This window comes from Mycobacteroides franklinii (assembly GCF_001853795.1).
GTDB lineage: Bacteria > Actinomycetota > Actinomycetes > Mycobacteriales > Mycobacteriaceae > Mycobacterium > Mycobacterium franklinii.
Genome location: NZ_MLIK01000024.1, coordinates 491,459 through 506,251, shown reverse-complemented (window position 1 = coordinate 506,251; position 14,793 = coordinate 491,459). Strand labels below are relative to the sequence as shown.

Annotated in this window: 13 protein-coding genes and 1 pseudogene; 3 read left to right on the top strand and 11 right to left on the bottom strand. The window is 64.4% G+C overall.

Translation table 11 applies throughout. The annotated features are described in order from the left end of the window. The first annotated feature begins 341 nt into the window (after positions 1-341). Positions 342-2,000 carry an ABC-F family ATP-binding cassette domain-containing protein gene (locus BKG76_RS21850; protein ID WP_070939778.1) on the top strand — a complete coding sequence of 553 codons (1,659 nt, stop codon included), beginning with the start codon at positions 342-344 and terminating at the stop codon, positions 1,998-2,000. Positions 2,001-2,012: 12 nt separating this feature from the next. On the opposite strand, the gene tyrS is transcribed toward BKG76_RS21850, so the two are convergent. From tyrS to BKG76_RS21840, 3 genes and pseudogenes are all read right to left on the bottom strand, one after another. After that, complete coding sequence (gene tyrS / locus BKG76_RS21845) at positions 2,013-3,338, bottom strand: tyrosine--tRNA ligase (protein ID WP_070939777.1); 1,326 nt, start codon at positions 3,336-3,338, stop codon at positions 2,013-2,015. A gap of 12 nt (positions 3,339-3,350) precedes the next feature. Continuing rightward, positions 3,351-3,473: pseudogene (locus BKG76_RS24940) on the bottom strand (ADP-ribosylglycohydrolase family protein); the annotation flags it as partial. Between the two features lie 130 nt (positions 3,474-3,603). Then, a complete protein-coding gene (locus BKG76_RS21840; protein ID WP_070939776.1) occupies positions 3,604-4,221 on the bottom strand; it encodes a DNA-3-methyladenine glycosylase in 618 nt (205 codons plus the stop codon). Between the two features lie 88 nt (positions 4,222-4,309). Between BKG76_RS21840 and BKG76_RS21835 the strand changes: the two genes are divergently transcribed. Next, the gene (locus BKG76_RS21835; RefSeq protein ID WP_109420974.1) at positions 4,310-4,915 is read left to right on the top strand and encodes a TetR/AcrR family transcriptional regulator; all 606 of its coding nucleotides are present in this window, start codon (positions 4,310-4,312) and stop codon (positions 4,913-4,915) included. Here the strand turns inward: BKG76_RS21835 and BKG76_RS21830 are convergent. The 3 genes from BKG76_RS21830 to BKG76_RS21820 all read right to left on the bottom strand — a co-directional run bounded on the left by BKG76_RS21830 (position 4,905) and on the right by BKG76_RS21820 (position 8,675). Further along, positions 4,905-5,108 (bottom strand): Trm112 family protein, encoded by a 204-nt coding sequence (locus BKG76_RS21830; protein ID WP_070939774.1) that lies wholly within the window; start codon positions 5,106-5,108, stop codon positions 4,905-4,907. The two genes, BKG76_RS21835 and BKG76_RS21830, sit on opposite strands and share 11 nt — an antisense overlap. Before the next feature lie 10 nt (positions 5,109-5,118). Beyond that, entirely contained in the window at positions 5,119-5,598 is a 480-nt protein-coding gene (locus tag BKG76_RS21825) for a hypothetical protein (RefSeq protein WP_070939773.1), read from the bottom strand. A gap of 104 nt (positions 5,599-5,702) precedes the next feature. After that, positions 5,703-8,675, bottom strand: coding sequence for an acyl-CoA synthetase (locus BKG76_RS21820; RefSeq protein WP_070939772.1), 2,973 nt, complete (start codon positions 8,673-8,675; stop codon positions 5,703-5,705). Positions 8,676-8,818: 143 nt separating this feature from the next. Here BKG76_RS21820 and BKG76_RS21815 point away from each other — a divergent pair, with 143 nt between their 5' ends. Then, positions 8,819-10,186, top strand: coding sequence for a hypothetical protein (locus BKG76_RS21815; RefSeq protein ID WP_070939771.1), 1,368 nt, complete (start codon positions 8,819-8,821; stop codon positions 10,184-10,186). Here BKG76_RS21815 and BKG76_RS21810 read toward each other — a convergent pair. From BKG76_RS21810 to BKG76_RS21790, 5 genes are read right to left on the bottom strand one after another with little or no spacing between them, the layout of a single operon-like run. Further along, positions 10,183-10,737 carry a hypothetical protein gene (locus BKG76_RS21810; RefSeq protein ID WP_070939770.1) on the bottom strand — a complete coding sequence of 185 codons (555 nt, stop codon included), beginning with the start codon at positions 10,735-10,737 and terminating at the stop codon, positions 10,183-10,185. The two genes, BKG76_RS21815 and BKG76_RS21810, sit on opposite strands and share 4 nt — an antisense overlap. Beyond that, complete coding sequence (locus tag BKG76_RS21805; protein WP_070940056.1) at positions 10,734-11,315, bottom strand: hypothetical protein; 582 nt, start codon at positions 11,313-11,315, stop codon at positions 10,734-10,736. Before BKG76_RS21805 ends, BKG76_RS21810 begins: the two co-directional genes overlap by 4 nt. A 53-nt stretch (positions 11,316-11,368) precedes the next feature. Next, on the bottom strand, positions 11,369-12,145 hold the full coding sequence (locus tag BKG76_RS21800) for a hypothetical protein (RefSeq protein ID WP_070939769.1): 777 nt from the start codon (positions 12,143-12,145) through the stop codon (positions 11,369-11,371). A 9-nt stretch (positions 12,146-12,154) separates the two neighbouring features. Next, positions 12,155-13,576: an argininosuccinate lyase gene (argH, locus tag BKG76_RS21795; protein ID WP_070939768.1), complete on the bottom strand. Its 1,422-nt coding sequence runs from the start codon at positions 13,574-13,576 to the stop codon at positions 12,155-12,157. Further along, positions 13,573-14,793, bottom strand: a complete 1,221-nt coding sequence (locus tag BKG76_RS21790) for an argininosuccinate synthase (protein WP_070939767.1) — start codon at positions 14,791-14,793, stop codon at positions 13,573-13,575. The genes argH and BKG76_RS21790 overlap by 4 nt, the downstream gene beginning before the upstream one ends.

Sequence of the window (14,793 nt, the reverse complement as noted above, 5' to 3'; positions counted from 1 at the left end):
GACGGGGCCGAAGTTTCGTGGAGCCGGTCGGTCATCGGTGCGCCGCGGGCGCGGTCCCTGATCCCGTCGCGGGCGGTCACCGCCGCGCTCGTCGGAACGCTGACGGCGCTCGCCGCCGCGCTCATCCGACCGGTGTGGACGTGCAGAGCCACCGCCGCGGTCGTCGCGTTGGGCACCCGAATCGCGTGCGGGCCGACTCGGGCCTTGCCTTCTCGGGCCCTGCTGCCTGGGTCCTCGCTGGTCCACGGGCACCTCCTTCTATAGCGCGAGTATGCCGGTAGCGAGCCCTCCGCCGGAAATTCGGTGGCGATGTATGTGACCGGTTCCGCAGACTAGGCGTCATGAGCCATGTGCAGCTCGATGCCATCGGCTACCACCTCCCGGACGGCAGAGCACTACTTCACGATGTCAGCCTGCGCGTAGGTGAGGGCAGTAAAACGGCGTTGATCGGCCCCAACGGGACCGGCAAGACGACACTGTTGCGCATCATCGCCGGTGATGCCGATCCACACGACGGAGCCGTAACCCGTGGCGGGCAGCTCGGAGTGATGCGGCAGTTCATCGGATCGGTTCGTGACGATTCGACGGTCCGCGAGCTACTGCTGTCGGTGGCACCCGATCGCGTCAGGTTGGCCGCCGAGCGCCTGGACCGTGCGGAGCTGGTGCTCATGGAGCGCGACAGCGAGCCCGATCAGCTCAAATACGCGCAAGCACTGGCCGACTGGGCCGATGTGGGCGGCTACGAGTTCGAGACCGAATGTGACGTGCACACCATGGCCGCACTCGGAATTCCCTACGAGCTCGCCAGATTTCGCGGGGTCAACACGCTCTCCGGAGGTCAGCAGAAGCGGCTGGTCCTCGAATCGCTGCTGCGCGGACCCCACCACGTGCTGCTACTCGACGAGCCCGACAACTATCTCGATGTCCCGGCCAAGCGCTGGCTCGAGGAGAAGCTCGCCGAGTCTCCGAAGACCGTCCTGTTCGTCAGCCACGACCGCGAGCTGATCAATCGCGCGGCCGGACAGGTCGCCACGCTGGAACCCACACGGTCCGGATCGACCTTGTGGGTGCATCCGGGTTCGTTTGCGACGTATCACCAGGCCCGCGCGGACCGCAATGCCAAACTCGCCGAATTGCGTCGCCGCTGGGATGAACAGCGGGCGGCGCTGCGCGATCTGGTGCTGATGTACCGGCAGAAGGCGGCCTATAACTCCGATATGGCCAGCCGGCTGCAGGCCGCCGAGACCCGGCTGCGCCGGTTCGACGAGGCGGGGCCGCCCGAAGCGGTGCCGTTGCGACAGAACGTGCGCATGCGTCTTGCGGGCGGACGCACCGCCAAACGTGCCGTGATCGCGGACAATCTCGAATTAACCGGCCTCACAAGCCCATTCGATGCCGAGCTGTGGTACGGCGACCGGGTCGCGGTATTGGGCGGTAACGGAACCGGCAAGTCACATTTCCTGCGGCTGCTGGCCTGCGGCGGCACCGACCCGGAGCAGGATCAGCTGCCGGTTGGCGAGATGATTCCCGAGCCGGTGCGCCATGGCGGACGACTCCGGTTGGGTGCTCGGGTACGTCCCGGCTGGTTCGCGCAGACGCACCATCATGTGGGACTGATGGACCGCACACTGCTGGACATCCTGCATCACGGGGACGAGAGGCGCGCCGGACACGGGCGCGAGCAGGCGTCACGAATCCTGGACCGCTATGGGTTGGCAGCATCCGCCGAGCAGACCTTCGGCTCGCTGTCCGGCGGACAACAGGGCCGCTTTCAGATCCTGCTGCTGGAGCTGATGGGTTCAACCCTGCTGCTGCTCGACGAGCCGACCGACAACCTCGACCTGCACTCGGCGGAGGCGCTGGAGGACGCGCTGACGGCCTTCGACGGCACGGTCATCGCGGTCACTCACGATCGATGGTTCGCGCGGACCTTCACCCGCTTCCTCATCTTCGGTGAGGACGGCAAGGTGAAGGAATCTGTTGAACCCCAATGGACCTAGTGGGCCGTAGAACTAGCGGACTCGCTGAACCCCGGCGATATTCCGCTTGCCGCGGCGCAGTACCAACCAGCCCCCGGTGAGGTAATCGCCATCACTCGGCGCCCAGTCCTCGGCGTCGACCCGCGTGTTGTTGACGTAGACGCCACCCTCCTTGATGGTGCGGCGTGCGGCGCCCTTGCTTTCCGAAAGTCCGCTGCTCACCAGGAGATCCACGATGGTGTCGGGTTCGCCGTCGGCGAGCCGGGCTGGCTCCCCGTTTCCGGCCTCGGTGAGGGCGGCAGTCAGGGTGCCCTCGTCGAGGCGGTCCAGCTCGCCACGGCCGAACAGCGCACCGCTGGCGTGTTCGACAGCCTGCGTGGCGCTTTCACCGTGGACCAGCGTGGTGACCTCGGCGGCCAATCGGCGCTGCGCTGCGCGCTCATGCGCGCGTTCCGTCGTCGCCGTCTGCAGCTCGTCGACCTCGTCGGCGGACAGGAACGTGAACCAGCGCAGGTACCGCACCACGTCGGCGTCGGCGGTGTTGATGAAGTACTGGTACCAGGCGTAGGGGCTCGTCATCTCCGGATCGAGCCAGAGGTTGCCGCCTCCGGTGGATTTACCGAACTTGGTGCCATCGGCCGCGGTCACCAGCGGAACGGTCAAGGCATGCACCGAGGCGCCATCGAGCTGGCGGGCGAGCCGCACCCCGGCCACGATGTTGCCCCACTGATCGGAGCCACCGATCTGCAACGAGCAGCCGTACTTTCGGTGCAGCTGCACGTAGTCGTTGGCCTGCAGCAACATGTACGAGAACTCGGTGTAGGAGATGCCATCGCCCTCCAGCCGCCGGCGGATGGTGTCGCGGTCGAGCATGACGTTAACGGAGAAGTGCTTGCCTAGATCGCGCAGGAACTCCAGGGCGGTGAGCTGGCCGGTCCAGTCAAGGTTGTTCGCGACGATGGCTCCGGTTGGGCTGTCACTGAATTCGACAAAACGCTCCAGCTGGCCACGAATTCGGCCCGCCCACTCGGCCACGGTGTCGGCGCCGTGCAGGCTGCGTTCGGAGGTGTCCCGCGGGTCTCCGATGAGTCCCGTCGCTCCCCCAGCCAACACGATCGGCCGGTGCCCCGCCCGCTGGAATCGGCTCAGCGTGAGCAGCGGAACCAGATGCCCGGCGTGCAGGCTCGCCGCGGTGGGGTCGAAGCCCCCATAGACACTGATCGGGCCCTTCGCGATATCGGCCGCGAGCGCGTCGCGGTCGGTTGTCTGCGCGATGAGGCCGCGCCAGGTCAGCTCGTCGAGGATGGATGAGCCGCTGGCGCGAGGATCGTTAGTCGGGGAAGCCACGGAGACGATCATCCCTTATCGGGTTCAGCGTGCCGGATACCGCTCGTCCCAGTCCTGTCCCGGCGGCCCGACTAAGTCGTCGGAGATCGCCATGATGAGTTCGCGCAATTCGAGCTCGGACAGCCAATCCGGCGGCAATGCCTGGGTGCGTCGTGGGTCTCCTCATGCCGGGGATACGTGATGAGAAGACCCAGCGCCGACGGGACAGCGTCGGGCAGCATGAGATCGGCCGCCAAGCGATTGACGATCACCGCAAGTGCTCCCGCAACGACTATCGCTACCCATGTTCACCAGTACCCGGTTGTGGTGCACGGGGACTGCGCCGGTACGCAGATACCTCCGGATATTCGGGCAACCAGAACCGCCACGGACGATCCGCTGCCAGACTGACACCCACACGTGGCCCGGACTGCGCCTTCCGTGCACGACTCAACACGATGCGCACCGGGCTGGCGGCGGAGAAGACGTCGACGCCGTTGTCCTCCTGGGTGATTGCGAGCGCGGCACCCAAGTTGCCGGGGCCGCGGGCCAAACTCGCGTCGTTGCGCGCCGCCGGACGTCGTTGCCAACAGATCGGGACACCATCGACTATCGCCGCGGCACGCATCAAGACACCGCAGGCGACACCGTCCGGGCCGCACACCACATTGGCGCACAGGTGAATTCCGTGGCTTCGGTACACGTACAGGTGGCCGGCAGGCCCGAACATCACCCGGTTGCGGTTCGTCGGGCCGCGAAACGAGTGAGAGGCAGGATCGGGCCACGGGCCGTCCGGCACGCCCCCGTACGCCTCCACCTCAACGATCAGTGCCCGTACGCCACGCGACTCGATGGTGGCGCCGAGCAGGCGCTGCGCGGCCTTTACCGGGTGGGTCTTGAGAATCTCGGCGCTCACTCCCCGATTGTGCTTGACCGTCGCGGGCTCTCTGCCCGCCCCCGCGCGGCGCTACCTGGGGGCGCGATAGTTCAGTAACGTGATGTCGGTGAGTTCAAAGCGGCCCGGGCGTCGTCCGGGTACCAGCAACACCCGTGACGACATTCTCGCGAGTGCTCGAAAACTATTCTCGGTCAACGGAATCGACAAGACTTCGATGCGTTCCATTGCCGCCGACGCGGGAGTGGACCCCGCGCTCATCCACCACTACTTCGGGACGAAGCTCGATCTTTTCCGTGAGGTGGTGCAGCTGCCGGTCGATCCGAGTGTGGTGTTGCAACCCCTGCGCGAGGTTCCGGTCGACGAACTGGGGGTCGCGATCCCCCGGCTGATCGTCGCGTTGTGGGACTCGGACCTCGGCGCCAATGTGCTGGCGGTGTTCCGCTCGGCGCTGGCGGGTGCCGACGACGGGTTGGTGCGGGTCTTCTTCCGCGAGGTCTTGGTCAACATCATCGCCGAGCGCGTCGACAATCCCGTCGGCAGTGGCGTGCTGCGGGCCGAGTTCGCGATCACACAGATGGCCGGCATCTTGGTGGGCCGGTACATCCTGGCGATCGAACCGCTGGCCTCGCTGACATCAGAGCAGATTGCCCTCACCGTGGGGCCGAACATTCAGCGATATCTGACCGGCGAGCTGCCCAGCATCACGCAGTGAAGCGCTGGTGCTCCTCGTCGGACACTTCGCGTGCCTCGTCCGGCAACAGCACAGGGATCGAATTCTCGATCCGATAGGCCTTGCGCAGGCGGGGGTTGTAGAGGAGGCCGTCGGTATCGCTGCCGATGAGCAGGAGTGTCCCGCGGTCGACCGGGCAGACCAAGATGGCTAAGAGTGCGGCGTCAAGAGGCATATCGGTGCGATCAGCCCAGCGGGATGTTCTGGTTGAAGATCTGCTGACCGCCGCCCCCACTGACGCCGATACCCGGTCCGGGATTGACGTTGGGAGGCCCACCGTTCGGGTTGTTGGTTCCGTTGGTGCCACTGATGCCGATGTGGACAGGCTGTTGCGGCTTCTGGGCGGCCTTGAGGAACTGCGTCTGCACTGCGATGACCGACTTCAGTGTGTTGATCAGCGGCATCTGGCTGGGACGCTTGTCCAGGGCGGCCTTGAGGGCATCGTTCTGTGCCGAACTGACCTGGGCGCCCTTTGCACGCAGCTGCAGCGAGGTGCGGACCAGGTTGGAGACCTGACCACCACTGGTGCCCGTCGAGTACTCGTGCGCGATGTCATCCAGTACGTCGGCGCGGGCGGTGCCGGCACCGGGCCCGAACGCCAAGGCGGCGCAGAGGCCAACCGTGGCCAGCGCGGTACCCGCGAGGGCACGTGGGCGTGTCGGCATGACGAGTTCCTTCCGGTATCGCGGACGTCAGCCTAACAACACCCCGCCACATCAGCAGCAGAAGGCGAGGCGGTGGCGTGTGGGTGGGCCCGCCCTGCAGCGCCCTAGCGGGCCGCGCCCTGCAGCGCCTCAACCGTCGCGGCAGTAAGTCGGTGGTAGGTGCCCGATTCCGGATCGAGGTGCCACGTCTGCCGGCCCGGCTTCGGCAGGCCCAAATCCCGCAGGTGTGTCGTCGACGGCCGGTAGGAGGCACTCAACGGCAGATTCGGAACCACCTTGATGATGTCCGGACGTTCGGTGATCGGGACCGCGGCAAACGCTTCGGCCAGATCCGCGGGCGATAGCGCCTCGCCGGGCCGCAACACCACTGCCGTCACCGCAAGCGTGGTTTCGCCCGATTCGACCGGATAAGTCGCGACCAGATCGATGGCACCCAGAGCGCCCAGCGCGTTGCTGGTGGCCTCGGCATACACAACACCCCGCGCCGTTCGGATCGCGGTTCCCCGACCGTCAAGCATCCAGAAATCACCGTCTTCATCCCGGCGGAACAGGAACTCAGACGACACCCAGGTGTCGCCGGGCGCGAATACGCCGCGTCGCACCGCAGCGGTGGGGTCAACGTCTCCCGGCGGCTTCGCCAACAGCAGGCCGACCTCCCCGGGTTCGGCGATCTGCACGAAGCCGTCCTCCCCCTCGATGATCACGTCCTCGATGGGGTCGTACGCGGCCAGCCGCACCTTGCCGCCGCCGGGTAGGGGGCGACCCTTGCTGCCGACCTTCGTGCCGGACACGTTGGCCAGCACCGCCTCGCCGTCGGTTGTCGCGAAGAACTCGACGACATGAGCGGGCTCAAACTTCTCGGTGACCCGTCGCCACAGACCTGCGGGCATGCCCGATCCGATGAACAGGCGGACCGAATGATGCGCGCCGAGGGCCAGCGCCGGATCGTCGATAACCTCATGCATCATGGCCCAGGTATAGGACACCACGCTGACGCCGTACTGATGGATCTCCTGGACGAATCGATCGGGATCGAGCCCGCGCGACAAGGCAATTCGCGCACCGCCGGCCACCGCTCCGCCGATGCTGACCAGCAGCCCGGACTGGTGATGCAGCGGCGTGAGGCAGTACACGGTGTCGGTGGAGCTGAGCGCGGCGGCCGACGCGGTGCCGAACGCCGACAGCGCCCACCGATGATTGGTGATCTGTTTCGGCAGCAGCTTGGCGCCGGTGCCACTGAACATCACAAATGCCAGGTCACGGGCTTGACCGGGATCCGGCCGGTACCACCCGGGTAGTTGGACGGCGTCAGGATCGATCTTTTCCATGTCGATGGTTGAGCCGTCATCGGGAATGGCCAGGTCGCGCGACTCACCGCCGCCGAGTACCAACACATGGACCGGAAGGCTCTGTGCAACAGGAAGGTTCGGCGGGTCGGTGAGTAGTTCGGAGATCTCCCCCAACTTGACGGCGACCTCGAGATCAGCATCCGGCGGCAGCAAGACCGCGACGGCACCCAGACGCGACAACGCGGCGATGGCGACCAAGGCGCTGGGACGGGTCTCCATGAGAATGCCCACCCGCACGCCTTGACGGACTCCCACCTCGATGAGGCCCTTGACCACGTTATTGATGCGGCGATCGACTGCCTCATAGGTGTGCACGCGGCCGTCGAAGAGGAAGCACTCGCCGTGCGGGGTGCGACGCGCCTGTTCGGTCATCAACCGGCCCATCGAGATTCGGGTGTGATCGTGAATCTGCCCCAAGCGTGTCAACCGCGGAAGCGTGCGAACTGCCTCGACGGCAATCGATTTCACCGACTTGTTGGCGGCCGCCGCGGCTGCTCCCGCGGTGCGGGCAGCCGTGATGGCGACCTCGGTAGTGGTGCTCAGGCCATGTGCCACACGGGAAGCGAGCGGGACGCCGCCGCCGTCGAGTTGGCCGGCCTCGTGCTCGTACATGAGATCCACTGACGGGGGTTTCGACGCTTCGCCTTCGCGCCATTGCACCCATTGGCTGACTGTCGGCCAGGTCTGAGCGACGGCGGTCGAGCCGACCACCAGACCGAAATGACCTGCGCGGATGAGGTATTCGTAGACGTCGGCCTTGGGAGCGGCGCGCAGTATGCCACGCACCGAAGCGGGTTGTCCGATGTCGTCGACCTCGCCGACGACCGCCAGAACCGGGCAGGTGATGTCACTGAGGGTGACCACCCGGTCGTTGACGGTGAAGCCGCCGGTGGTCATGCGGTTGTGCACCACGAACTGACGCAGCAGCTCGGCGATCGCCGGACCGGACCATGCGATCCAGCCCTCATTGGCCAGGAATTTGCGCTGCTGCTCGCGTGGGAGCAGCGCGTCCCGGTCGTGCAGCTGCCGCAGGAAATCGAGGCGGCCCCTGATGGTCTTGACCGGATCCAGCATCTGGAAGCCGAGCCGTGCTGACCATGCCGGAATGGAGAATCGGCTGAATACGTGGTCGGCCATGAATTCGGCAATATCGGCCGAAAGCCCGGCCGGCATACCCATGGGCATCGCGGCGTTGGCGTCGACCGGCGAGCCGAAGGTGATGATGCTCGCAATGGTGCGCGACTTTCGCAGTGCCGCAGTCTGATAGCAGAACATGCCACCCTGGGAGTAACCGGCCAGGTGTATCTGGCGGCCGGTGATACGGTGCACCGTCTCGATGGCGTCACTGATCGCAACGACGTGATCGGACAGAGTGCGCTCCATACCTCCGGCCATCCGGTCGGGGCTGCCGAAGTCGATGACCCACGGGTCGATACCGGCCCGATGCAGCATGCCAACGGCGCCACCGTCCTGAGTGACGTCCCACATGTCCGCGGCCATCATCATCGGATGAACCATGAGGACGACCGGCCCGGCGTCTTCTGCCCCGGCCGAGCCCGGCGCGAAGTAGCGGCGCAACCGGTACATGGGCACGCTCTCGACGATCTGGTGCGATGACGCGGTGCTGCCGGTCTCGAGGCCACCGAGGCGCAGGACCTCAAGCCCGTTCTGCGCGGTGGCTGCCAGGCGTGCGACAGGCTTGGTCAAGGAGGAGAGATTGAAGGCCACTGCTGCTCCTTAGATACCGATCGTCCACCCGGGATGCCCAGGTGAGGGCCCGCTCATCCTGTCACAATGGGCGTACCCGACTGACCAAATCCCTGTCACCTGATCGGAGGCGGCAGTGTGGTGCGAGCCTCTACGATGGCGCGGTGGGGAATCTGTTGCTGAGGCCGCTACGCCTCTGGGTGATGTACCTGCCGCAACTTGCGGCGTGCTATCTGTTGGGCCTGCTGGGGCGCAACATCGCGATCGAATTGGCGGCGCAGCTTGGTTGGAAGAACTATTTGTGGGCCGACCTCCTGATGCCTTTCGCGGGTCTGGCCCGGCTTGGTTCCATCGTCGCCATGTTCTTGGTGCTGCGGTCGGCGATCCCGTCGCTGGCGGCGACACCGAGAGCGTCATTGAAGAATCTCGATCTGTTCGCAAATGTTGTGCTGCCGTTCTTTGCCATTTACTGGGCATGGCAGATGTTTGCCGACGACTGGATCGCCTTCGAGGGAAAGGTCGGGCTTCGCCGCGAGGCCGCACATGTGCCCGGTGAAGTCAACCAGTTCGACCCGTCTAACCTGCCGGTCAGCGACATTGTTTGGTTCCTCATCGTGGGAGCCTTTGTGCTCCGATTCGTCCTGAAGATCAAGCCCATCAAGGAACGACTGCCCACATGGTTTGTGCTGATCCAGGTGTATTTGGATGCGTTATGGGTGTTTCTCGTACTCACCTTCTCCGCAAGTAAGGGACTGACCTTCTTCCTCAAGCCGGCCACATGGTTCAAGGAACGAAGGATTGTGGTTTGGGCAGAAACGACTCGCGCAGAACTGTTCTCTCACTTCCGTCCGCTGGAAGTCGTGTGGAACATACTGACCGACGCGGTGAGCACCGCCTTTAGCGGAGCGGGTGTTCCGTTGATCTGGCTCGCCATCGCCGGAATTATCTACGGCTCATCGAATCAGGCCAGTTGGCGTGGCGTGCTGCGGACGGTCGTGGGCTCTCAGGGCGATCTGGTGGCGGACCGGTTGGCACCCACCGCAGGTCGCGTGCAAAGTCGTTTGTCGGGCGTATCCGACGGCGCACGCAGTAAGACCCGCGAACTTGCCCTGTCCCAGTTCGGAAAGTTCCGTCCCATCGCTGATTCGGCACGCTTGGTGCTGCATGGCGGCTTCGTGGTTATTGCCACATACGTGCTGCTGTACTTATGTTTGTCGTGGCTGGACATGGCCGATAGTTTCTATCGACCGCAGATGCAAGTTGGTGGGTATCTGACCCGCGGGTTCGCCTGGCTGCTCGGGCCCCACCCTGAGTACTTCTGGACCGGAGTCGGACCGATCCTTGCCGCGCTCTCGGGCATTTTGGTTGCGACGCTGCGCGTTTGCCTCATCGCATCGGTCTTCGCGCATTGCGTGGAACGCGCTGAGCACCAACTGACACCCGCACCTGTCGCCGAGTCTGAAGAAGTGCTCGACTACCCGGATCCAGCCCTGTCGCCCAATCAAAGCTCAATGGCTCCGCCCGGCCCTTAATCAGGGATGTTCAGCCTGACCGAGATTCGGTCCCCGTCCATGATGTCGACGGACGTGGCACGTATCTGCTCAGGGACAACGAAGGCGAACAGAAGAGAGCCCGGTTTGGAGCACATATCCGAGGTGCCGTCTGGGAACGGAATTCCGCTGTAGCTTTCGGCCAACCATGCATGCGCGCCGTCGGTGATTCGTGCGCGGCAATAGGTTTGCGGCGCGGGCCCGGAACGTTTGATGGTGACCACGGAAATCTCGGTCCCCTTCGGAATGGTTGAGCTGAACGCACGAGGCCACTTGCCAAGATGTCGGATAGGGCCCAATTCCCACATCTGGCCGTCGATGATTTGCGACTGCCCCGCGGGCACGGTGTGCTGCGGAGTCACGCTCGCCCGATAGGTGTTCCACGGTTCGCGAAATGATAGGAACCCGATTGCGACAATGGTCACGGCGGCGACGGCTCCGGCGACCGTATTGCGAAACCACAGCCGCGAGAACAGATTATGCACGCTGGAACGTCGATGCTTGGCTGCAGAGGGCTCATAGGTTTCAGTCACGGCGTACCTGCTTTGTTGGCGGGCAACGCGATCACCGCTGCGCGTGGTGCATGTTGTGGATCGAGAGGAATATCGATCAGCAACGCGGAATCCCACTTCGCGGGTTCGCCCACTATTTTGGGCTTCTCATAGATGAGGCCGAGCTGTGCGACCGGGGACCTGTTGACGGAGTCGGTTGGTACCTCGAATACGTACACGCCCGTGACCGGTATAAGAGGACTCAACGGCGCGGTGTCCAACGTTGAGTAACGCAGACGGTCATCAGGCAAAAACACCTTGTCATCAAGGACCAGACGAGCCGAGGCTCCATCAGCGTCAATCAATGAGGTGACCGTTGCCTTCACCACTATCCATTGCCCTTGAGCCTGCAGATTGCGCGCCTTGGGCAGTACACCGGTGTGTTTGACCACCGGTGCTATTCCGGCTTTCGTGACGGTCACCGAAAACAGCCGTCCGGTGACCTCGGTGCCGGCCGAACCATGCACCTCAAATGGTGCGGCGACGTCTGTGGCATACGGCAGCCGCCGCCATACATACACCGAGGCCGCCAGCGCCACGACCACTAGGCAGATGGTCATCCCGATCCGCAGGGGCGCTGATTCGATGCGTGGCGTTGCCCATTTCATCGGATTCATTTCGGAGCCTCGACAGGGACCAGAACCGATGCGTGATCGGCGGTATCACGCCAGCTGGCTCCGTAGATTACGTAGCCTGACGCCGCATACTTGCGAAAGGGCACCTGCACCTCGACATTTGATCCCTGTTTTACCGCAGCAGCGGGAACATTCCAGATCACCACCGCGTTTTCGGTCAGTCCAGGCTGCAGAACGAACAGCGGTGACTGGTCGTGCACGCGGAAACTGCTGGGTTGGTCTCTAGCAATCATGTCGGCACTCCATACATCAGGAACCTTCGGCAAGGAGAACATTTCCGACACGCTGCCAGGCATCGCGGCCTTGTTCATGATCTGGGCAGTCACGCCAAGGTAGACGCGCCCCGGCATTGCTTTAGCCAGCACGCGGCCATCGCCAACGACCTCGGGAACAATTCTGGCGTTCTTCACCACGATGACGAACTGATTATTGTCAAATGGCTGCCCCACGGTGAACGACTTCGTTGTTTTATCAACGGTGTCAAGACCACCGAAGCCTGCGGTAGCAAGAATCGCCGCCACCGCCACGACATGCCACATCTGAACGAACTCAAGGTCGTGCCACCACGAGCGGACCCATGCGGTCAACCGGCCGACAGCACTTCGCGGCGCAGGCAGCGTGGGGTTTTCCGAGACGATGGAGCCAGCCCCCACCGGTTCCGCGGCACCGGGGCGGCGCCATACTGCGTTTGGGTCGTCCGGTACCCCACCCCCCGGACCGGGGCCCGATGACGTCGGGTCCGGCTCACCGTCCATGGCTGGATATTAGCCTGGTTGATTGCCGCTCGGACCGCGCAGCACGTTCAGACGCGCCGATACCAGCTCACGCTGCTCAGCAACCCGCTCGGGGGCGGTGCCGCCGCGCGCACTGCGTGAGGCGACGGACCCGGCGGTGGTCAGTACGTCACGTACCTCGCCCGTCAGCTCCGGGTGAATGGCCGCGAACTCGTCGTCGGTGAGGTCTTCAAGACCGACGCCGCGGGCCTCGGCTACACGAACCGCCTCCCCCGCTGCCTCGTGCGCGATGCGGAACGGGATGCCTTGACGCACCATCCATTCCGCCAGATCGGTGGCCAGGGTGAATCCCGCGGGAGCAAGCTGTGCCATGCGATCGGTGTGGAATCGCAGCGTGGCGACCAACCCCGCCATCGCGGGCAGGAGCAACTCCAGCTGGGCCACCGAGTCAAACAGTGGCTCCTTGTCTTCCTGCAGGTCCCGGTTGTATGCCAACGGCTGCGCCTTCAAGGTAGCCAGCAGGCCGGTGAGGTTGCCGATCAGTCGTCCCGACTTACCGCGCGCCAGCTCCGCGATGTCCGGGTTCTTCTTCTGGGGCATGATCGAACTACCCGTGGACCATGAGTCATCAAGGGTGACGTATCCGAATTCAGTGGTGCCCCACAAGATGATGTCTTCCGACAGCCGCGACAAATTGATGGCGATCATGGCGAAAACAAAGGCGGCCTCGGCTGCGAAATCACGTGCCGATGTGGCGTCGATCGAGTTATCCGCGGCTGCGGTGAAACCCAGATCCAAGGCGATGGCATCCGGGTCCAGTCCCAATGAGGACCCTGCCAGTGCCCCGGCTCCGTAGGGTGAGACGGCGGTGCGTCGGTCCCAGTCGACGAGACGATCCACATCGCGCAGCAGTGGTTGCGCGTGCGCCAGCAGATGATGCGCCAGCAGTACCGGTTGAGCTGCCTGCAGATGGGTCTTGCCCGGCATGATCGCCTCGGGATGCGCACCGGCCTGATCGGCCAGTGCCTGCACAACGTCGAGCACACCGTCGGAAACGCGTCCGGCCGCGTCGCGCAGCCACATTCGAAATAGTGTGGCCACCTGATCATTTCGGGACCTACCGGCACGCAAGCGGCCGCCGATATCGGGCCCCACTCGTTCGATCAGCCCGCGTTCGAGTGCACCGTGCACATCTTCGTCGGTGTCGGCCGGGGCAAACGCCCCCGACGCGACGTCGCGGTCCAGCCGTTGCAGACCGTCGACCAGCGCGGACAGCTGATCGTCGGTGAGTAGGTCCGCCTTCCGGAGCACCCGGGCATGAGCGATCGATGCCCGAATGTCGTAGGGCGCCAGGACCCAATCGAAATGGGTGGACTTGCTCAACGCCGCCAGCGCGGGAGCCGGACCGCCGGCGAACCGGCCGCCCCACAGGGAGCCTTCGTTGGTGCTCACTTCCCCGCGAGGTCCCGTTGCGCGGAGATCTTCGAGGACAAACCGTGAATGTGTACGAAGCCCTTGGCGCTCGTCTGATCGAAGCTGTCGCCCTCGTCGTAGGTGGCCAAGTTGAAGTCGTACAGAGACTCGGCGCTGCGACGACCGTTCACCGCGATGTTTCCACCGTGCAGCACCAGCCGGATGTCCCCCGAGACATGCTGCTGGGTGTCGGCGACGAATGCCTCGAGCGAGCGCTTCAGCGGTGAGTACCACAGGCCGTCATACACCAACTCCGACCACTTGCGATCGGTGCCGCGCTTGTACCTGCCGAGTTCACGCTCCAGGGTCACGTGTTCGAGTTCCTCGTGCGCGGTGATGAGGACCATCGCCCCCGGGGCCTCGTAGATCTCACGGCTCTTGATGCCGACCAGCCGGTCTTCCACGACGTCCAGGCGACCCACACCCTGTGCGCCCGCCCTCCGGTTGAGCTCGACGATGGCCTCCAGCACGGTGACCGGCTTGCCGTCGATCGCGGTCGGAACGCCCTTGTCGAAGCTGACGATCAGCTCGTCGGGCGCACCCCAATTGAGGGTCGGATCTTCGGTGTAGTCATAGACGTCCTTGGTCGGCGCGTTCCAAAGGTCTTCCAGGAAGCCTGTTTCGACCGCACGGCCCCACACGTTCTGATCGATCGAGAACGGCGACTTCTTCGTCACGTTGATCGGTATCGCGTTCTCCGCGGCGAACGCGATGGCCTTCTCACGGGTCCAGGCGTAGTCACGGACCGGTGCCAGCACTTCCAAATCCGGTGCCAGCGAGGCGAAGCCGACCTCGAATCGCACCTGGTCGTTACCCTTGCCAGTGCAGCCATGGGCGACGATCCCACCGCCGTGCTCGCGCGCCGCGGCAACCAGGTGCTTGACGATCAACGGGCGGCTGATCGCCGACACCAGCGGGTACCGATCCATGTACAGCGCGTTGGACTGGATGGTGGGCAGGCAGTATTCATTGGCGAATTCGTCGCGGGCATCGACGACAACGGCTTCGACCGCACCGCAGTCGAGGGCGCGCTGGCGCACCACTTCCATGTCCTCGCCGCCCTGACCGAGGTCGATGGCGACGGCCACCACCTCGCGGCCCGTCTCCTTACCGATCCAGCTGATCGCCACGGAGGTATCGAGACCGCCCGAGTAGGCCAGGATTACGCGGTCAGACGTTGTCGATTGGGTGGTCAT

Excerpts from the sequence above, each read along its gene's own strand:
- BKG76_RS21830 (WP_070939774.1), bottom strand. The coding sequence starts at position 5,108 with ATGCCTCTTGACGCCGCACTCTTAGCCATCTTGGTCTGCCCGGTCGAC.
- tyrS (WP_070939777.1), bottom strand. The coding sequence starts at position 3,338 with ATGATCGTCTCCGTGGCTTCCCCGACTAACGATCCTCGCGCCAGCGGC.
- BKG76_RS21825 (WP_070939773.1), bottom strand. The coding sequence starts at position 5,598 with ATGCCGACACGCCCACGTGCCCTCGCGGGTACCGCGCTGGCCACGGTT.
- BKG76_RS21790 (WP_070939767.1), bottom strand. The coding sequence starts at position 14,793 with ATGACCACCCAATCGACAACGTCTGACCGCGTAATCCTGGCCTACTCG.
- BKG76_RS21850 (WP_070939778.1), top strand. The coding sequence starts at position 342 with ATGAGCCATGTGCAGCTCGATGCCATCGGCTACCACCTCCCGGACGGC.
- BKG76_RS21800 (WP_070939769.1), bottom strand. The coding sequence starts at position 12,145 with ATGGACGGTGAGCCGGACCCGACGTCATCGGGCCCCGGTCCGGGGGGT.
- BKG76_RS21805 (WP_070940056.1), bottom strand. The coding sequence starts at position 11,315 with ATGACCATCTGCCTAGTGGTCGTGGCGCTGGCGGCCTCGGTGTATGTA.